Origin of the sequence: Streptomyces sp. NPDC001068 (genome assembly GCF_042897315.1) — a bacterium.
Classification (GTDB): Bacteria; Actinomycetota; Actinomycetes; order Streptomycetales; family Streptomycetaceae; genus Streptomyces.
This window is the reverse complement of record NZ_JBIAYD010000032.1, coordinates 1-18,479: the sequence shown is the minus strand read 5'-3', so window position 1 is coordinate 18,479 and position 18,479 is coordinate 1. Positions and strand designations below refer to the sequence as shown.

Sequence of the window (18,479 nt, the reverse complement as noted above, 5' to 3'; positions counted from 1 at the left end):
CCGGCAGGATCTGCCCCGTCACGTCGAAGTAGGACCCTACGCCACCGATTCCTCAGCCCGGTTGAGGAATTCATTGACACGTGCGGCGAAGACTTCCGCGTACTGGAAGAGGAAGCCGTGCCCGGAATCCGGGTAGACAACCAGCTCGGCGTTGGGCAGACGCTGCGACATGATGAACGAGTTGATCGTCGGAATCATCACATCGTCGTTGCCATTTGCGACCAGAACGGGATGGTATAGCCGGCCCAGCTCAGGGTAGGCAGCATCGCCGCCGCCCGTCGAGAAGTGCTTGATGGCGGCGATCTGCTGCTCATACGAGTCGGGGCTGACTTCCGGCTCCCGGTCCACGCGGCGGTGCGTCCGCTCCCACAGCCCGTCCCCGGCTCGTATCCCCGCCCTGGACTCGGTGAAGAACAGGACACGCAGCGCCGCCAGATCCATCTCCGGTGCCGATCGCAGCGGCCCGACCTGAGGCTTTGAAGGCAAAATGCCGTCTCCCGCACCTGGCCCCGTGCCCGCGAGAACCACCCGACGCACCATCTCGGGGAAGCCCAGGGCCAGGTGCTGAGCGACGTAGCCGCCCAGCGAGAACCCGATCACGTCCACCGACCCCTGGGCGACGGCGGTGACGAAGGCTGCAGCAGCCTGTGCCATCTCGGTGACGGTGCCCTGAGCCCTGCCACCGGATCGCCCGATGCCGGCATTGTCGAACAGGATCACAGGTCGCTCCTGGGCGAGCGCATCAACAAACAGCGGGTCCCAGTCGTCCATCGTGCCCCGGAACCGGTTCAGGAAGACGAGGGGAGTACCGGTGGCCGCGCCGAACTCACGGTAGGCGAAGCGGATCCCATCGACTTCCACGAAGGAGTCGGAAATATCAAGAGAAGAGAGTGTCATGAAAACTTCCTGTCTGAGAAATTCGAAACGCTCCCGCCGGTCGCGGGAAAAACTTCCGGAGGTCTGGCCCCCGGGCCGCCACATCTGCCCCCACCACCAGTTGTCGGACGTGTTCGCCACAATGATGAAAGGAGATTTTTTTTGCGGCGAAATAGTCGGAGTCTCCTCGATGCGAATGCATGACGTCGTCACAGAACCAGACCGGCAGACCGGAGGACCTGCAGCGACTGCCTGCGGCGCATGAACCTGTCCCAGCGTCCAGGAGCAGTATTGAAGATCGTTGTGATCCTGGCTCCCTTCAGGAACAAGGCGGATGTTCCTATTTTGGACAGCTCATCTGATGAACAGGGTCGCCGAATACAACCGGTGTCGTCCAATGAAAGTATGAGATTGCGGCCATCTATCCGAGAGATGACGCAGGGCCTTTTCAAGGTTTTCCGATCTTGGTGTGGCCGCCACCGGCTGGGCCGCCGCCGCAGGCGGCCCCCGCGCGCAGTACGCCGCCGAACTCAGCCGCCGCTGGAAGAGCAAAGGCCAGGGTCGGGTGCCTGCAGTGGCACTCTCGAAGAACGGGAGGTCACGGCGTGAGTGAATAGGGGCATGCTCTTCGACTTCACGCACGACCACGACGGTGAACGACTCAGCGGTGTGTACGGCGGTGATCCGTCCGGGGTCACCGCCGTGGTGCTGCACGGCGCAGGTACCAGCAGCACGGAGCGACTGCTTCCTCTGGTGCGGGAGTTCGTGGCCCACGGCTGTCGAGGGGTCGCCTTCGACTTCTCCGGGCACGGTGAAAGCACCTGCAACCTGAGCGAGTTAAGCCTGCGGCGACGGTTCGAGCAGGCCGTCGCGGTGATCGACACGTACGCGGGGGCGGACGGACCGCTGGTCCTGGTGGGGTTCAGCATGAGCGGGCAGACGGTGGCGGATCTGGTCCGGCATTACGGGGACCGGGTGGCGGCGCTGGGTCTCTGCGCGCCCGCCGTGTACACCGCCGAGGCGTGGGACGTGCCCTTCGGGGTCGGGAACGGCCGGTTCAGCGAGATCATCCGGCGGCCGGACGGCTGGCGGCAGTCGCCCGCGCTTGAGGTGCTGCGGGCGTACGAGGGCCGGGCGGTGCTCGCTGTGCCGGGCACGGACGCGGTGATCCCACCCGCGGTGACAGAGTCCGTCCAGGACGCGCTGACCGCGCGCGCCCAGTACACGCGGTTCGACCTTCCAGACGCGCAGCACCAGCTGGGAATGTGGTTCCGCGATCGCGCCGAGGACAGGCGGGGGTTCGTCGAGGCGGTGCTGACCGGCCTCGGCGACTATGGCTGGACGGCCACGCGGGCGTGGGTGGCCAAGCAGATCGGCAACAATCGGTCGGTCGCCGACTCCCGCCTGCTGTCCGGTGGCTGGAGCTCCCAGATGCGCCGGCTCACACTCGACGACGGTACGGACCTGGTGCAACGGACCTTCGTGAGGCCGTTCTTCCGCCACCACGGGCCCGGACTGCTTGCCCGTGAGGCGTCCGTCCTGGGGCTGCTCGCCGGGCAGGAGGGCGTCCCGGCTCCTGGGTTCGTCGCTGTGGACGCCACGGCCGAACACTGTGACCACCCGACCCTGTTGATGTCCGCGCTGCCGGGCCGCGTCCGCGTGGACGGGGAGGACCTCGACCGGCGCCTGGATCTGCTTGCGGACCAACTCGTCCGCGTCCACGGCGTCGTACCGGCCGAGAGACCGCGCACCTACCAGGCGTGGACGTCCCCGGAGCGCGTCCGGACCTCGGACGGTTCTCTGTGGGAGCGTGCCGTGGACGTACTCCGGCGCGACCCGCCGCCGTACGAGGGCTGCTTCCTGCACCGCGACTTCCACCCCGGGAACGTGCTCTTCACCGGAGCCGGGCCGGGACTGCGGATCACCGGTGTCGTGGACTGGGTCGAGACCTCGTGGGGACCTGCGGACCTGGACGTGGCGCACTGCTCGACCGCGCTCGCGCTGCTGCACGGGCCGGAGTACGGGCTGGACTTCCGCGAGCGGTACGAGGCACACGGCGGCCGCGACCTCGCCGACGACCCCGACCACCTGTACTGGCGGCTGCTCGACGCCCTGCACTACTGCCCCGACGCGGCGAAGCTGGCCGGACCGTGGCGTGACCTGGGACGGGACGATCTGACGTCAGCAGTCCTGGGAGAACGGCTGGAGGCGTACGTGGACGGATTGCTGCAGCGGTACGGCTGACCGGCCCTGGACCACTCGTCTGACACCGACCCGAGGAGACGCGCGCATTGGTCGCTGTGGTGCTCGTTCATGGCCGGTATCACCGTTCCGAACACTTCGTCCTGGTGGCGGAACGCTTGCGAAGCACAGGAACGGAGGTCGTCGTTCCCGAGCTCCACCGGGGCTCATTGCCCGCTGACACAGCCGCGGTCCAGGCTGTCATCGACTCGCTACCAGAGCCTCCGATCGTGCTCGGTCACTCCAACGGCGAGTCAGTGATCACCGGGCTGCGCGGGGCGGGACATCTGGTCTATCTGGCGGCCTTCGTGCCAGATGCCGGCGAGAGCGCGGCCGGTCTGGGTGGCGCGTCCCAGCAGCTGAAGAACGCGATCACCCCTGAGCCCGACGGCGCGACCAGCCTGCACCCCGACAGGGCTGCCGACACCCTCTACGGTGACTGCCCCGAAACTCTCGCCGCCTGGGCGGTCGGCCTCCTGCGGGCGCAGGCCCCCTGCTGCGGACGTGGCATCCCAGAGCACCACAGCTGGAAGCACGCTCCCTCTACCTACGTCGTCTGCGCGCAGGACCGGGCCATTGACCCGGCCCTGCAGTGGAAGATGGCCTCGCGCTGCACCGACACGCGTGAGTGGCAGACCGGCCACTCCCCGTTCGTAGGACAGCCCGAACCCATCGCCGAACTTCTGCAGGAACTGCTCGCCGCCAACACGCCGCGCCAGCCCGATGAAGGAGGCACAACCGCTCGTTGATACCGCAGACACAGGCAGCTGTGTGATCATGCGGTGGACTTGACCACCGCCGAAGGCGCCATCTGCGTGGCTACAGAAGCACTGGTGTCCCTGGCGACTTTGCTGCGCGGCCGCGACGCCGACGGACAGCTGCGGCTGATCACCCGCACCGCGCCGCTGCGTATGGTCGACTTCCCGAGCCCGGAGGTTACCCAGTCGTTTCGTTGCGCTGGTGCAGCCCGTCGAAGGGCGGCAGGTTCTGGACCACGTCAGGTTGGCTGACGCGGGATCAGGCGGTGGCGGAGACGAGCGGGTAGGCGGCCCCGGCGTACGGGCCCCACATGAGGGTGACCATGGCCAGGGCGCCCTTCGGCGACCGCGGTCTCGTTCAGCACGCACGCAGGCGTTCGAGGAGTTCGGGCACTCCGTTGACCGACTTGTACGGCCGAAATGCCGGGGCGAGATCCCGTACTAGCTTCACGCAGCGCACGGCGCCGATCCTCTGCGCCAGGTCCAGTGACTCGGTGGAGACGGCGAGGGCCTGTTCGATTTCCTGGGCCTGGATCAGGGACCGCGCCTCGTAGGTGCGGAACACGCCCCTTGTCTTGTCCCGTGAGCGCGGCAGCAGCGACAGCCCCTCTTCGATCCGGTTGTGTGCCTCCTGCGTACGGCCGAGATCGAGCATGCATTGCCCGGAGTCCACGGCCAGGTCGGCGGTGCTCATCCACTGGCACCAGGATGGCGCGGGGTCCGGTGTGTCCGTCAGTAGCGCGACTTCGGCATCTTTGAGGTCCTGGAGGCATGCGCCGGCGTTTCCCATCGCCGCGTGTGCGCGGGCCCGGCGCAGATGGAGCGCGGACCGCGCCGCGGGATGCCGGGTGTGGATGAGGGCCTGACTCAGGGGCTCGACGGCGGCCTGAGGCTTTCCGAGCCAGATTGCCTGGTAGGCGAAGTCTGATAGGACGCCCGCTCCTTGATCCCGGTCCCGGGCGGTGTGCGCGTTGGACAGAGCCGCGTGCCACAGCTTCCCGGCAGCGTAGTGCTGGCCCTGGTCGAACCGGTACCAGCCGCATGTACTTGCCAGCGACGATGCCAGCAGATGCAGCCGTTGTTTCGTGGGGTCGCTGGAGCGGCCGCGTTCCAGGAGGTCGGTGACTGTGTCCATGTGCGCTTCGGCCAGTTTGATCATGTACTGGCGTTTCTCTGTGGGCAGTGCTGTCAGCTTCGTGCCGGTCTCCTCCAGCCAGCTCATCAGCGCGTCGTCGACGTAGGTGCCGTCGGCGGCAGGGGTGAGGCGGTCGGGTTCCAGCGTGGCCCACTGCGAGGCAAGCCCCGCCAGGGCGAGTGCACTGTAGGTCAGGAAGGTTCGGCGTTCGTGGTCCATCACGGCTCTCTGTGCATCTCGAAGGGCGTGGACGGTGTACGTCGACCCGAGCTGCACCGGCTCCTCGCGGCCGGGCAGCCAGTGAGGCCACGGATAGCGTTCGAGGTCGGAGGCCGGAACGTCGAACGCGTCAGCGATGAGGAGCTGTGATTCGGCATCGGGTTTCTTCCGGCCGTTTTCCCACCGGCTGACGGCTGCCTTGTCCGCGCCGCACCGCAGGCCCTCCGGGCGCATCCGCGCGGCCCTGTGCATCCGGGCCACCAGTTCGCTCTGAGGCCAGCCGCGCAGAAACCGCGCGTACGCGAGGGGATGCCGGATCGGTTCGTCCACGGAATCAACCTCACCATCGACAGCCATCCAGAGAGTAGCGAATGCGCGCACGGGACAACCCCGGGACGACCCCCAAATCCTGTGCTGCTCAGGTGCATTGGGATGTACTCGTTCATCCCCGGACGCGTTCGATGCACATTCGGACACCTCCCGCACCTAAAGCGACGCGCCGTCGTGCTCTCACGCGCCCGGTGCACCCACCCCAGAAGGGAAAGCTCCGTGTTCATCGACCTTCCGAGCGGACTCGAAGCCGCTCTGACCGAACGCCCCTTGCCGGCGTGGAAGTGACGATGAGCATCGTGACCCACTCGACCAGGGCGTGAGGCAGGTCGAGTGCGGCAGGATGCGGAACCAACAGGGCTCCTGTGCTGCTGAGTTGAGACGTCGAACATCTCCCTCAACGGCACGGGAGCCCTGTCCGTTGCGCATCCCGACCTCGCACCGCCCTGTCATCCCATCAGTGGCCCGCTGAAAACGCTCCTTACCTTGTTGGCGGGTCGATTCCGGTCCTTCGTACGATCGGGAGACCCAGGGGCCTGGGTGTGGCTGAAAGCGCTCATGCCGTCCGTGTGGCTTTGACTGATAGGCCGCCCAGCGCCCCGCGACGACACGGCCACTCATTGGGATGCGCGAACAGAGATCGCTCCGTAGGGACACGTCGGCGTGGTCGTCTGCAAGGACCAGTCAACCGATCGACGAGGGAGGCTCGGGTGCCCGAGCTCTGGGCGGGGACAGACGCCGGCAAGGCCGCGCACCATTGCACGGTGATCGACACAAACGGGATGAAGGTGCTCTCACGCCGAGTACCAAACAACGAGGGGAAACTGCTGGAGCTGATAGGCGACGTCCTCGCGCTGGCTCAGGATGCCCCGGTGACCTGGGCCGTCGACCTGAACGCGGGCGGAGCCGCCCTGCTGATCGCATTGCTCACCAGTCACAGCCAGCGGCTCCTCTATATCCCTGGCCATACCGTTCACCTCGCCTCCCGCAGCTACCGAGGGGACGGCAAGTCCGACGCCAAGGACGCCTACGTCATCGCCGACCAGGCCCGGATGCGCAGGGACCTGCAGCCTCTGCAGGACTGGGACGAGGTCGCGGTGAACCTGAGGATTCTCACCGCTCGCCGCTACGACCTGGCAGCCGACCGCACGCGGGCCATCAACCGAATGCGGGCTCAGCTGCTGGAGTACTTCCCCGCGCTGGAGCGGGCGTTCGACTACGCTGCATCCAAGGGTGCTCTCGTTCTGCTGACCGGCTACCGGACGCCAGCTGCCCTGCGACGGATCGGTCCGAGCCGGCTGGCGAGCTGGTTGAAGAACCGCAAGGTGCGCGGCACCCAGGCCTTGGCCGACACCGCCGTCGCCGCGGCGCAGGCCCAGCACACTGCTGTCGCCGGGGAGACCACGGCCGCAGCTGTGGTCCAGACCCTGGCCAAGGCCGTACTGGCGCTGGACGAGGAGATCTCCAGCATCGACCTGAAGATCGCTGACCGCTTCCGTGAGCATCGCGACGCGGAAGTGATCGTCAGCATGCCCGGCATGGGCCCGTTGCTGGGGGCGGAGTTCATCGCCTGCACCGGAGGGGACATGGACGCCTTCGGGAGTGCGGGGCGCCTTGCCGGAGTCGCTGGTCTCGCCCCGGTCCCACGGGACTCAGGGCGCATCAGCGGAAACATGCGCCGACCACACCGCTACCACCGGCGGCTCCTGCGCGTCTTCTATCTCTCCGCTCAAATCGCCGCTCGCTTCTGTCCCACCTCGAAGACCCTCTATGACCGGAAACCGTCCGAGGGCAAGAGCCACAAGCAGGCGATCCTCGCCCTCGCCCGTCGACGCCTCGACGTCTTGTGGGCCCTCATCCGCGACCAGCGAACCTTCGACGTCCTACCACCTCAGCGCGGTCTCACGGTGGGCTGATCCCTGTTGCCTGGGACGGCGCGTGCTTGCTGCCGCGGTGCGTGTCAGTTCCTGATGAGAGGCTCGTAGGAGTGGCCCTCGGGCGTGAAGATGAGGACGAAGTTCTCTCCCATCTGAACCGCTACCTCCTTCAAGCGGGCCAGAACGTCTGCCTGGGCCGGCAGGTGGAGGCCCAGGGCCGCCGCGGCACGGTCTCTCCGGGCCACGAGATCCGGCATGTCCTCCAGGTACTCGGCCGAGAGCTCGCGACTCTCCTCGTCCGTGAACGCTTGGCAGTCACGCCACCAAGGGGCGACCAACAGGAGCCGCAGGAGCTCGGGCAGGCCGATCGCAACCAGTGCCGCACCGCCTTCGGAGTCGGCATAGAGGATGGGACGGTCCTCGCCACCCTCACCGCAGAAGAAGTACGTGCCCCCGGCGCCGTCGCCGGCGAAACCCTCGAGCGCGGCGCCCGAGGCGAGGTGGACCTCTTCGACATGATCGCCTCGGTCCAGGTCGAAGTCACCAGGCCAAGCAAGAAAACGGGCAACTTCGTCCTGCTCGCGGACGGCAGCGATCAACGATTCCATGGGTTGCACCTTACGGCTCACTGAGTTGACAAGGATCATTGGGAATCAGTGACGTGCAGTACGACTCTCCGGGCCGTGACGACCGCTCGAACTGGTCGCTGAACAAGGAGTGGGTGGACGTCACCAACACGTCGCGTCGGGCAGTCAATCTGGACGGCTGGACGCTGTCCGACGAGGCGGGCCACACCTACACCTTCCGGCACTTCCGTCTGGACGGCCGGGCCACGGTCCGTGTCCACACCGGTGAGGGCCGGGACCGATACGGCGACGTTTACCAGGACCGCCGGAACTACGTGTGGAACAACGACCGGGACACCGCGACCCTGCGCAACGACCACGGCCGCTTCATCGACGAAGCCTCCTGGGGTTACCGCGACCGTGACCACCGCGGTGGCGGCCACCGCCACTGACCGCGCAAGCGGGTGCCAGCCTCCCCGGACCGGCACCTGGCGGTCGGCGGTACGCCTGTCCTCGGCATACCGCCGACCGCGGCACCCAACCGTCGTTCTCCGTCTGGCCCGTCACCCGCTGTGCGCCGTGGTGACGGGCCAGACGCATGTTCAGCGGGCGAGGGTGACGGTGACGGGCCGGTCCGGGCAGGCGGCGAGGCGGTCGGCGAGCGCGGTCTGTTCGGCGGGGTCGATGCTCAGTTGGTAGAGGGTTTTGTCGGCGACCCAGTTGGTGACGTACTCGCACCAGTAGGGCGCGTACGGCGGCAGCCAGTCAGCCGGGTCCTTGTCGGCCTTGGACCGGTTCGAGGCCGCGGACACCGCGATCAGCGCGCGCGGGTCGTCCAGGTCGTTGGCGTAGGCCTCGCGTTCCTTCGCCGTCCAGGCGGAGGCGCCCGAGTCCCACGCTTCAGCCAGCGGGACCAGGTGGTCGACGTCCAGCTGACTGGCGCTGTCGAGGTAGCGGTCGTCGTAGGGCGAATACCAGTTGCCCCCAATCAGTGCGCACTTCGGGCCGACTTCGGGTGCGGTGACGGCTTCGGCCAGGAGGACTTCGGCGCGGGCGTTGCAGCCGTTCTTGTCGGCGTCAATCCAGTGCTTGAACTTGTCGCGGGAGTAGCCGGCCCGGCTCTCCTCCACTACGGCCAGCGCGTCGCGGACCGGCAGGGTGATGGTCTCGCCGGGCGCGCGGTGCACGGACTGCTGCGCGGCCGCGGGCGATGCGGAGGCGGGCTTGGGCGGTGGTGGGGGTGAGCAGGGCGAGGGGCGCGAACAGCGCGGCGGTCAGGGTGCGTTGGGTGCAGGCAGGGCGCATGGCCGGGTCTCCGTTTCGAATATCACGAACAGGGCTGTGATTTTCGTAGCGGCCGCGGTGTGGCAGCGTCGGTCGTTCGGAGGCGGGTTCACCCGTACGGCGAACTAATCACACCATCGAAGGGCGCCGCTGGTCACGGCTGGCAGTGAGTGGTGGGGCCGGCGCTTGGGCAGTGGTCGTGCGGTTCAGGCGGTGGACGGCTGGCCCTCGGCCGGGGCGGACCGCTTCGCGCTGTCGCTCTGGGGTGGTGGCGTGGACGGCGTTAAGGTCGTGTCAGGGCTTGGGTTCTCTTTGCTGCATTCTGGCTGACGGCGGGTCAAGATCGCTGGTTATGGATGATGATCTAGCCACCGTCTGCCCGAAGTGTCATGCGGCGTTGCCGGGTTCGGATCCCCGGTTCAGTTCCTGGTGCCCCGCCTGTGACTGGAACCTTGATCCGCTCAGCGACGCCGGCACGCCCGGGCAGGGCCAGGTACGACGCCCGGCTGGCCGCCGACGCGTCCCGGAGCATGTCGCGGTCCAGGGGAAGCGGACGGTGTCGCCGTACGCGGCGCTCGTCGGCGCGCTGGTCCTGGCTACGGCAGTCAACCTGGTCACCGTCGTCCTCGCCGCCACCGGCGTGTGGCTGTTGGTGGCGGGCACCTGGCCACAGCGGGTCCTCGGTGCCATCGGCTGCCTCCTCGCCGTGGCACTGCGCCCGCGCCCGGCGACGCTGCCGCGACACACGCTGGACCCCGCCGCAGCACCCGCCCTGCACGCGGTGGCTCAGCGGATCACCACGCGCCTCGGCACGCGGCCCGTGGACACGATCGCGGTCGACGCACGCTACGGCTGGGACTCCCTGACCGTTGGGGTACGGCGGCGGCACGTCCTCGTCCTGGGCCTGCCCCTGTGGGAGACCCTCCCGGCCGACGAGCGGCTCGCCCTGCTGGCCCACGCTCTCGGCGGCAACTTCGCAGGAGCGCCGCACCGCGCCTGGATCCGTACCGCACTGGACGCCCTCTCCACCTGGGCGGACCTGATCAGCCCCGCCCCCCACCTCGACAACGCACGCCAAGAGGTCCTGGACTCGGCCGCGTTCACCGCCGGCGGCACCGCCACGATCCGGCAGAACTCCGGCGCCACCATGGGCCAGGCCCTCGCCTGGCCCCTTCAGAACCTGATGGCGCACGGCATACTCCTGCTCCAACGCACCCTGAGCCGGCTCGATCAGCGTTCCAGCGGCCGCGCGGACTTCCGGGCCGACGAGATCGCCGCCCGCATCACATCCCCCGCCGCCGTCGACGGACTGCTCAGGGCACTGGTGCTCACCCAGCCCGCCCGCCTCGCCCTCGAACTCGCCATCCAGCGCCGAGTCGACGTCTGGACCCACCTGCGCACCTCACTGGCGTCACTTCCCGACCTGGAACGACAGCGCCACCTTCGCCTCTCCCAACTGGGCGGGGACGGAAACGACGGTTCTCCCTCGCTCTACCTGCGCATCCAGCACATCGCCGGCCTGCCCCACTCGCACCCCGCCCTGACACTCGACGAAGAGGAACTCCACACCATCGACGGCGAGCTGCTCCCTGTGAAGAACGCGATCGGCGAGGAGACCGTGTAGAGCGGGGCCGCTTCCGCCCAAGCGCGTGGGCGGCTGGACGGAAGCGGTGCGGTGTCCCCTTCGGGATGAGCGGACGGCCCGTCCGGGCAACGTGCGACGGGAGCCCGGACAGGCTCCTGTCGCGATTGTGCCCGACAGGCAACGCCGGAGGATGCCGACAGGCCGGACTCCCAGGCCTGCACCCTGGCTGTCTGCGGTCGCCGACACGGGTTCGGCACGGAGTCGGCGACATCCCGGACCACAGCGTGCGCGGTACGTCACGGCTCTCCCGCTGCCGCCGGCAGGGGAGTTGCCCATGTTCGTCCGGCATGCTCGTCAGATGCGGTCGTGCGCTCGGTCTGCGCACGTCCGCATACGACCGCCCCGGATTCCCGGAACTGGCCGTTGGCGGCACCGCCCGGCAGGACACTGTTTGTCCAGCTTCCAGAACAGAGCGGCGAACGGGGGTCCGGCTCATGATGAACGACGAACTGGCCGCGGAACTTCACCTCCGCGCCGAACGGGACCAGGCGGCGCGGCGTCTGGCGGTCACGTCCCGTGACGGACGCGAGCTGCGCCGGATCGATACCGATAACACCGCCTGGCTGAAGCAGGTCATCTCCGAATGCGGTTGGCCGGGCGTCGCGTTGGTGGGAGAGAGGGGGGCCGATGCGGCATGGCTGATTGCTCAGCACGCGGACCTCGATCCGGTCTTTCAGCGCCGGGCTCTCGAACTCCTGAGGGCCGCGGTCGAGGCTGAGGACGCGCCACCGCGCCACGTCGCCTACCTCACCGACCGGGTTCTGGTCGCGGCCGGGGAGCCTCAGGTGTACGGAACGCAGTACACCGACGACGGAGACGGCACGAACTTGCGCCTGCAGCCCGTTGCCGACCCTGACCGGATTGAAGAGCGCCGTGCCGCGATGGGTCTGGAGCCGGCGGCGGAGTACGACCGGCGCATGCGCGGTCATTGACCACCGGTGGGCCGCCGCCCTCGGGCAGCTGCGCCCAGGTACTCGGTTCCCGCTGCCGCCACCTCCAGGTACCGATGTCATCACCCTCGAAGGTGACGCCCGGCGCGATGTAGGGGGATGGCATCACAGCCTTGCTTCGGGGTCTGGCACAGGTTCCGTGAGCCAGTGACTGACCGTGATGTCAGCGGCATGTGATGAGATGGCCAGACTCTGTTCGCCGCGTTGCCGGGAGACCGTCTCGATGCCTGCTGCATACCCCTCCCTGACGCGAGCCCTGGCCGAGGCTCTGGTCGATGTCCTCTGGTTCATCGAGGGCTGTGAAGACGAGCAAATGGATCCAGACGATGCTGTCAAGGTCCTGGAGGGCGTCGCTCACGTTGTGAGCAAATTGTCGCGAGAACAACAGAACGAGTTCCTCGACCTGCTCGGAGCCATGGCAGTGGAAGAGGCCGATCCGTCACGTAGAGCGTTCCTGGAACAGTTCCCGGACGGCTTCGGAGTCATCGAGGACGCGGTCTGATGCGCATTCTCAAGAGGAGAGCAGAACCCGCTTGCGCAGGAGGCCGCAGCCTGCGCGGCCGAACATCTGTCGTTTGAGCATCTTGATCCGGTTGACTGCTCCTTCGACCGGGCCGGAGTTCCAGTCGGTGGTCAGGCCGGCGGTCACCGCGTCGAAGTCGCTGTTCAAGCCGGTGGCGAAGCTGCTGATGCCGGGCAGGTTGGCGTCAGCGGCCTCGCTGATCCATTCGGGCAGACGGCTGCCGCTGAGCGTGGTGAGCATCTCGGCGAACGCGCTGGTCAGCTCCGCGGCGGATGCGAGTTCCGGGCAGTGGTCGAGCACGGTCTTGCGCTGCAGTTTCTCCTCTTCGGTCAGGGTGGCGGGGTGCCGGGTGATCCAGCCGGTGACCTGTCGTACTGAGGGTGGGGGCGGGGCGGCCGTGAAGCCCGGTTCCCGAAGGTCACGGCGGACCCAGTCACAGACCAGGGAGTAGTGGCCGCGAAAACCCCGTGCGGCGATCTCGCGGTGGAGGTCGAGCATCGTGACCTTCCCTCCGGTCTCGTCCCAGCGCTGGACCAGATAGGGCTTGAACGGGTCGAGTTTGCTGGGGAGCTGACGCTTGCGGCCCTTGACCATGTCCTGCCAGCGGGTGGCGCGTGCGTACCGCTGAACGGTGTGACGACCCCAACCCAGATGACGAGCGATGTGGCGCAGGCCCATCCCCTGGGCAAGGAGATCGTGGACGAGGGCGTGGTGAGCGCGGGCCCGTTCGGCGAACCTGCCCGTCGGAGTGTCCGACTCGTCCTCCTCGCCGGTCACTGCCCCGGCCGGTGTCTCCCATGCCGGATCAGGTTCAGGAACGGACGGCGGCAGATCCCGCAGGCAGGAGCGGTGGTTGGCCACGGCCTTCTCCACCGCGGAGACGAGGTTCTGCCAGAGGTGGAACCGGTCGGCGACCTGGAGAGCCTGCGGAGCGGCGGTGTCAGCCGCCTCGGCGTAGGCACCGGCGCGGTCACGGCAGATCACCTCCACACCTGGATGGTCGGCAAGCCACGGGACGAGGGTGGCGGCGTCGCGTTCGGGCAGCAGGTCCAGGACTTGGTGGGTCTCGGCATCGATCACGACCGTCCCGTAGACGTGACCGCGCCGCAGGGCGAAGTCATCGACGCCGACCGCGCGGGGCTCCGTCGCCGCCGGGTCGGGCAGGTCCATCACCCGGCGCAGCAGCGTGGTGCGACTGGTCGCGATGCCCATGACCTGGGCGAGACGGGCACCAGCCCGGCCCGCCAGGGCCAGCCCGATCTCACTCATCGCACGGCGCAGCCGCTCGGTGACCCGGCCGTGGCGACGGGTCAGCCCCGGCACCTGTTCCACGAACGTTCGTCGACCACATGCCGGGGCCGGGCAGAAGAACCTCCGCACGCGCAGCGCGAGTTGCGCTTTCCGCCTTGCGGCGGGTAAGTCTGCGGGAAACCGCAGGTAGGAGCTGTGGACCTGTTCCGTCCAGTGGGTGCAGTCAGGGCATGAGGCGCCGATGGGCGTACACCGGGCCTCGACGCGTATCGCCTCGCTGTCCGTGTGGATGGCCACGACCGCGATGCCGGGGACCGATGGGAAGAGCAACTCCTGCAGCCGGGACAACACCTCGTTCACGGCCACCGAATGTCAGCCGTACCACCCGCACGAGGAGCGATTTCAAGGCGACTTCCGTACCACCCGACAGAAGATCAACAACTACAAGACGTCACCGGCTCACGGAACCTGTGCCAGACCCTTGTTTCGGCCCCACTTTTCCGGTCTGGGGTGGCCCCATTCAGCGGAGTCTGGCGCTGTCGGAACGGCTTGAGGTGGCCCCTGGTTCCGGTCAGCCCTGGCCCCGCTCACGGGCCCTATCGGTCCAGAAAGCGGGGGTCGGCCGTCAGGATGTACTGGCTGAGCAGTTCGCGGTTGTGGAAGGCGGAGTGCAAGAGGACGGCCAGGTCCGTGAGCGCTTTGAGGTCGCTGCTTGAGACAACGAACGTGCCGGCTTCTGACCCGAAGTGGAGGTTGTCCGCGCTGTCGGGCATGCGGGAACTGACCAGTGACTCGGCCAGTCCCTCCCAGCCGTGACCATGGCTCTCGGCGTTGTGTTCCTCGAAGACGTCGGCGACCTGTTCCATGTCGCCGTCGAAGAGATAGAGGCAGTGGGAGGGGTCTGGCTCGCCGGTTTCGTCCAGGTGGAACGGGGCCAGGGCTGATGAATCGATCATGGGGGTGATGGTAGGTGCCGCGACCTGATCCGGACCGTGCGGTTCGTCAGGCTGAGCGGGCGTCGGCTGTCGGTGGGGGCTGGCATCGTGTGTGCGGTACGTGGCCCCCTGTAGAGACTGGAGCCCGAGGATGCTGCCCGCCATTGCCGACCGCGATGAGTCTGCTGCGCTGGTTATCAGGACCGACTTCGGCGACGAGGAGGCTTGGCAGGCCGTATTGGCGGAGTTGTTGAAGCCGTGGGACTTCGACGATGGCGAGGTCGATCCCTACCTCCACATCGTCGACGATCCGGCCTGGGCGGGGGCGATGGCCGACGAGGTGCTCGCCTCGCTCTCCGGGGACGAGGAACTGAGCATCGTCTATCTGGCCGACGGCGTCACCATGAACGATCACGACTATGCACTGCTGGCGGTAGCCGTGCTCACCAGGGAGGAGTGCGAGACCGACGAGGAGTTCGAGGCATACGGCGGATCGGTCCGAACCGTCCCTGTTGGCATCGGCCGCATCCACGCAAACCTGTCGATCGCCAATCTGGACTTCGCAGACGTCATCGAGGCTGCCCGGGCCAGCCCCGCCGGCGTCTTCCGATCCTTCTGAAGGGCTCACCGCAACAGCGGTCGAACTTCGGTGAAACTGATCAAAGTTCCCTACGTTGTTCTGCGGGAGGCGGTGAGCCCTTCGTATGGTTCACCCACCCAGGGGTGCCGGGTGTGTCTTTCAAACTTCTGCCGCTTGAGGCTTCCATCGATTGGCCGCCCGGCGCCCCACGACGATTCGGCTGCCAATTAGGAATTGCGAATGATCGCTCCGTAGGGAATCGACAGCGAGGTCGTCCGTGGGAGGAACCAGCAGCACACCGCACGGAGGCACCAACATGGCCGCGATCTGGGCTGGCATCGACGCAGGCAAGACCCACCACCACTGCGTCGCGATCGACGAGAGCGGCCGTCGGCTGCTGTCACGCCGCGCCGCCAATGACGAACCTCCGTCGGCGGGACGTGGGAGCGCCGATTCCCAGCGACGACACCGCCAGCCCTCCGATGCCGTCGGTGCGCCGACGACGTCGAGGCTGACCGTGCCTGTACTTCCACACAGCCCTGTGCGCCGTGGGCGTCATCGGCCGCCTCGAGGTCTGAATGATTCCGTTGCCGGTCGGGAGCTGCGGCATGCCATTCCTGGCGTGGTTTGTGTAGCGGGAGGTGCGGCCGATTTGCTGTTAATTCACGATAAGGGTCAATAGTGCTTCTCTTATGGAATGAGCCTCAGTGAACTCTGGCGCCTGCTGGCTCAGGCCTTGACGTGTTTGCGGAATATGCACCCCTTTTCCTCTTCGCTGCGTCAGCTGGGGCGGTGTGCAGCAAGTGCGAGCCTGCTGGGGGCTCTCAGTACCGGACGGCTGTACTTCGGATGTGAAGGCCGCAGGGGCGCTTGGGTGGCGGGATCATCCCAGGTCGAGGCATCGGGCCGTGCAGGCTTCATCCCCGTGCAGCCATCCATCGTTCAACTTTGATTGGTCTGCAATTGGATGGAAGTTTCTCATGGTCCACTTTTTACGGAGCCTTTAAATGCTCTTTTTCTAATTCTTGTCCAATTAAAAACTTTGCCTGTGATGTGGATCACTCTTGATGCTTTGTGGGTGTGCCTGGCTACTATCCGCGACGTATCTGTGGATCTTCTGCGGGGACGTGGGGCGGGGCTGTGAAATCACAGGCGGGTAAGTGGAGATCTCTTACGGGAGGGCTGTGGGCGCGGCGGTTGGCCGTGCCTCTGGCCGCGTGGCCGTTGCTGTTCGGCGGGGCCGCGGCGGCGAACGTGACCACCGCGGTGGCGGCGCACGCTGACGGGGGCGCCGCGCCGACGCCGGCGGAGCAGGCGAAGGCGTCAGGGGACCCGGTCGAGATCGTGGACCAGCGTACGGAGTACACGCAGACTTTCGCGAATCCGGACGGCACCTACACCCTGAAGCAGGCGACCTCGCCGCAACGGGCCAAGGACAGTGTCGGCACGTGGCACGACATCGACACGACGCTCATACGCCGCGGCGACGGTTCGATCGGCCCCCGGTACGCGGCAGCTGACGAGTCGTTCTCCGCCGGGGGAGCCCAGGCCATGGTCCGCCTGGCGAAGGACCAGCAGGCGCTGTCGGTGCGCTGGCCGGGCCAGCTGCCCGTACCGTCGCTGGACGGTGCGACCGCCACCTACGCCGAGGTGTTGCCCGGGGTCGACCTGCAGCTGACCGCGGTGCCCGACGGTTACCGCGAGGTCCTGGTGGTCAAGTCCGCCGAGGCCGCGCAGCAGCAGGCGCTGGAGCAGCTGCGCTTCGCCGTCGAGGGCGACGGCGTGTCCGTCATCCCCGGCGCCGGGGGCGGGCTGCGCGCGGTCGACGCTGATGACAACGCTGTCTTCACCGGGCCGGCGGGACAGATGTGGGACTCGGCCGGCACCAGCACCGAACCTCAGAAGAAGACACCTCGAACGGCGGCGCGGACAGCCGGCGCGGCCTCCGCCGCAGCCGATCCGGGTACCCCGGCGCCGTTCGAACCCGGGGACGGCGACACGACTGCGGCCCTGCCCGTGCGGGTCGATGACGGCAGCATCACCGTCACCCCTGACCTGAACCTGCTGCGGGGCGATCAGACGGTGTATCCCGTGCGGATCGATCCGGCGGTGGGGCTTGCGCGGGCGGAGCGGACGGTCCTGTCCTCGGACGGCGACTCGTTCTATCAGTTCTCCGGCGACTACGGAGTGGGCCGTTGTGCGAGCGCGGACGGCTATCCCTGCGGCGACGACTACGTCAACCGCATGTACTTCGAGTTCAGCCCTAGCGCCCTGGCTGGCAAGCACGTTCTGCACGCCACATTTCGTGCGCACGAGACCTGGTCGTTCAACTGCGACGCCAAGGCCGTGGACCTGGAGCGCACCAGCAACATCTCCGAGGGAACGAAATGGTCTGACCCGAGTAACATCGCGCTCATCGACACCAAGACGGTGTCGGCGGGGCGGGGCGACAACTGCAGCCCTGCCCAGCCCGCTGCGTGGGTGGAGTTCAACGGCAGCCTGATGAAGCAGGTGCAGGACTTCGCCGACGGGAAGTTCGGCCGGCTCACGCTGATGCTGCGCGCCGGAGACGAGAGCGACACCCGCGCGTGGAAGCGCTTCGACGACAACGCCGAGCTCTCAGTGGACTATGCACAGAACCCCGGTGTGCCGATCAACGTCGGTGTCATTCCCGGTGTGGCCGGGGTGAACGCGCACGGCTACTGCTATCCGGCGAACTCCCCGCTGGCTGTCACGGTCGACCAGCCGACGGTGCGGGCACGGGTGGAGACGCAGGTGCAGCCGGGCGCCAATGACGACCCGGGGCACCTGAAGGCCAACTTCCGTATCGCCCGCCTTCTGACGGACGGTACTACCTGGGAAGAGATCTGGGCCGAGGACAGCGACGGCGGCTATGCCAAGGATGGCGACCTGCTCGACAAGCTGACCACGAAACGCACGGACCTCACGACCTACCGGTACCGGGCCCGCACCCAGTCGCACTGGTCCTACAAAGACGGCAGCAGTGGCGACCTCTACTCCTCGTTCTCCCCGTGGTGCTACTTCACGATCGACTCCACGGCCCCGAAGGAGCCGACGATCGCACCGAAGGATCCCGTGAAGGGCTCTCCCTATGTGGAGTGCGTGACGGAACCGTGCACCCCCATGGGCGGGCCGGGTGTGGCTGGATCATTTGTCTTCGGACCTAACACCGTGGACAAGGACATCAGCAGCTATCAGAGGGCGGTTCGTGACGCGATGCCCGTTTCCTGGTGTCTTTGAACTCGGGGTGGGTTCCACCTGCGGCGCGGGTCGAGTGCCTCGCCAGGG

The 18,479-nt window shown here is 67.3% G+C and carries 15 protein-coding genes and 1 pseudogene; 10 read left to right on the top strand and 6 right to left on the bottom strand.

Annotated elements, in window-relative coordinates; genetic code table 11:
• Window positions 1-36: 36 nt before the first annotated feature.
• A complete protein-coding gene (locus ACFY3I_RS43165; protein ID WP_390866425.1) occupies window positions 37-897 on the bottom strand; it encodes an alpha/beta fold hydrolase in 861 nt (286 codons plus the stop codon).
• Window positions 898-1,497: 600 nt separating this feature from the next.
• Between ACFY3I_RS43165 and ACFY3I_RS43160 the strand changes: the two genes are divergently transcribed.
• The gene (locus tag ACFY3I_RS43160) at window positions 1,498-3,120 is read left to right on the top strand and encodes an alpha/beta fold hydrolase (RefSeq protein WP_390866424.1); all 1,623 of its coding nucleotides are present in this window, start codon (window positions 1,498-1,500) and stop codon (window positions 3,118-3,120) included.
• 56 nt (window positions 3,121-3,176) lie between these two features.
• Window positions 3,177-3,866 (top strand): alpha/beta fold hydrolase, encoded by a 690-nt coding sequence (locus ACFY3I_RS43155; protein ID WP_390866434.1) that lies wholly within the window; start codon window positions 3,177-3,179, stop codon window positions 3,864-3,866.
• A gap of 367 nt (window positions 3,867-4,233) precedes the next feature.
• On the opposite strand, the gene ACFY3I_RS43150 is transcribed toward ACFY3I_RS43155, so the two are convergent.
• Window positions 4,234-5,559 carry an XRE family transcriptional regulator gene (locus ACFY3I_RS43150; protein ID WP_390866423.1) on the bottom strand — a complete coding sequence of 442 codons (1,326 nt, stop codon included), beginning with the start codon at window positions 5,557-5,559 and terminating at the stop codon, window positions 4,234-4,236.
• Between the two features lie 710 nt (window positions 5,560-6,269).
• On the opposite strand from ACFY3I_RS43150, the gene ACFY3I_RS43145 reads away from it, so the two are divergent.
• Window positions 6,270-7,475 (top strand): IS110 family transposase, encoded by a 1,206-nt coding sequence (locus ACFY3I_RS43145; protein WP_390866422.1) that lies wholly within the window; start codon window positions 6,270-6,272, stop codon window positions 7,473-7,475.
• A gap of 44 nt (window positions 7,476-7,519) precedes the next feature.
• Here the strand turns inward: ACFY3I_RS43145 and ACFY3I_RS43140 are convergent, their stop codons facing one another.
• On the bottom strand, window positions 7,520-8,044 hold the full coding sequence (locus ACFY3I_RS43140) for a hypothetical protein (RefSeq protein ID WP_390866421.1): 525 nt from the start codon (window positions 8,042-8,044) through the stop codon (window positions 7,520-7,522).
• A gap of 38 nt (window positions 8,045-8,082) precedes the next feature.
• On the opposite strand from ACFY3I_RS43140, the gene ACFY3I_RS43135 reads away from it, so the two are divergent.
• Window positions 8,083-8,454, top strand: coding sequence for a lamin tail domain-containing protein (locus ACFY3I_RS43135; protein WP_390866420.1), 372 nt, complete (start codon window positions 8,083-8,085; stop codon window positions 8,452-8,454).
• Between the two features lie 150 nt (window positions 8,455-8,604).
• Here ACFY3I_RS43135 and ACFY3I_RS43130 read toward each other — a convergent pair whose 3' ends face one another.
• Entirely contained in the window at window positions 8,605-9,189 is a 585-nt protein-coding gene (locus ACFY3I_RS43130; protein ID WP_390866419.1) for an HNH endonuclease family protein, read from the bottom strand.
• Between the two features lie 653 nt (window positions 9,190-9,842).
• Here ACFY3I_RS43130 and ACFY3I_RS43125 point away from each other — a divergent pair.
• From ACFY3I_RS43125 to ACFY3I_RS43115, 3 genes are all read left to right on the top strand, one after another.
• On the top strand, window positions 9,843-10,910 hold the full coding sequence (locus tag ACFY3I_RS43125) for a hypothetical protein (RefSeq protein ID WP_390866418.1): 1,068 nt from the start codon (window positions 9,843-9,845) through the stop codon (window positions 10,908-10,910).
• Window positions 10,911-11,365: 455 nt separating this feature from the next.
• Window positions 11,366-11,863: a DUF6624 domain-containing protein gene (locus ACFY3I_RS43120; protein WP_390866417.1), complete on the top strand. Its 498-nt coding sequence runs from the start codon at window positions 11,366-11,368 to the stop codon at window positions 11,861-11,863.
• A gap of 241 nt (window positions 11,864-12,104) precedes the next feature.
• Window positions 12,105-12,383 carry a hypothetical protein gene (locus ACFY3I_RS43115; RefSeq protein WP_390866416.1) on the top strand — a complete coding sequence of 93 codons (279 nt, stop codon included), beginning with the start codon at window positions 12,105-12,107 and terminating at the stop codon, window positions 12,381-12,383.
• Window positions 12,384-12,392: 9 nt separating this feature from the next.
• On the opposite strand, the gene ACFY3I_RS43110 is transcribed toward ACFY3I_RS43115, so the two are convergent.
• Window positions 12,393-14,006: an ISL3 family transposase gene (locus ACFY3I_RS43110; protein WP_390866433.1), complete on the bottom strand. Its 1,614-nt coding sequence runs from the start codon at window positions 14,004-14,006 to the stop codon at window positions 12,393-12,395.
• A 245-nt stretch (window positions 14,007-14,251) separates the two neighbouring features.
• On the bottom strand, window positions 14,252-14,611 hold the full coding sequence (locus ACFY3I_RS43105; protein WP_390866415.1) for an Imm51 family immunity protein: 360 nt from the start codon (window positions 14,609-14,611) through the stop codon (window positions 14,252-14,254).
• Window positions 14,612-14,741: 130 nt separating this feature from the next.
• Here ACFY3I_RS43105 and ACFY3I_RS43100 point away from each other — a divergent pair, with 130 nt between their 5' ends.
• The 3 genes and pseudogenes from ACFY3I_RS43100 (at window position 14,742) to ACFY3I_RS43090 (ending at window position 18,431) form a co-directional block, all read left to right on the top strand.
• Window positions 14,742-15,209, top strand: a complete 468-nt coding sequence (locus ACFY3I_RS43100) for a DUF6924 domain-containing protein (protein ID WP_390866414.1) — start codon at window positions 14,742-14,744, stop codon at window positions 15,207-15,209.
• Window positions 15,210-15,486: 277 nt separating this feature from the next.
• Window positions 15,487-15,597: pseudogene (locus ACFY3I_RS43095) on the top strand (transposase); the annotation flags it as partial.
• A gap of 776 nt (window positions 15,598-16,373) precedes the next feature.
• Window positions 16,374-18,431 (top strand): hypothetical protein, encoded by a 2,058-nt coding sequence (locus tag ACFY3I_RS43090; protein ID WP_390866413.1) that lies wholly within the window; start codon window positions 16,374-16,376, stop codon window positions 18,429-18,431.
• Window positions 18,432-18,479: the final 48 nt, after the last annotated feature.

Bases quoted from the DNA above. Each gene is read 5' to 3' on its own strand.
- ACFY3I_RS43105 (WP_390866415.1), bottom strand. From the start codon at position 14,611: ATGATCGATTCATCAGCCCTGGCCCCGTTCCACCTGGACGAAACCGGC.
- ACFY3I_RS43140 (WP_390866421.1), bottom strand. From the start codon at position 8,044: ATGGAATCGTTGATCGCTGCCGTCCGCGAGCAGGACGAAGTTGCCCGT.
- ACFY3I_RS43120 (WP_390866417.1), top strand. From the start codon at position 11,366: ATGATGAACGACGAACTGGCCGCGGAACTTCACCTCCGCGCCGAACGG.
- ACFY3I_RS43165 (WP_390866425.1), bottom strand. From the start codon at position 897: ATGACACTCTCTTCTCTTGATATTTCCGACTCCTTCGTGGAAGTCGAT.
- ACFY3I_RS43115 (WP_390866416.1), top strand. From the start codon at position 12,105: ATGCCTGCTGCATACCCCTCCCTGACGCGAGCCCTGGCCGAGGCTCTG.
- ACFY3I_RS43160 (WP_390866424.1), top strand. From the start codon at position 1,498: ATGCTCTTCGACTTCACGCACGACCACGACGGTGAACGACTCAGCGGT.
- ACFY3I_RS43100 (WP_390866414.1), top strand. From the start codon at position 14,742: ATGCTGCCCGCCATTGCCGACCGCGATGAGTCTGCTGCGCTGGTTATC.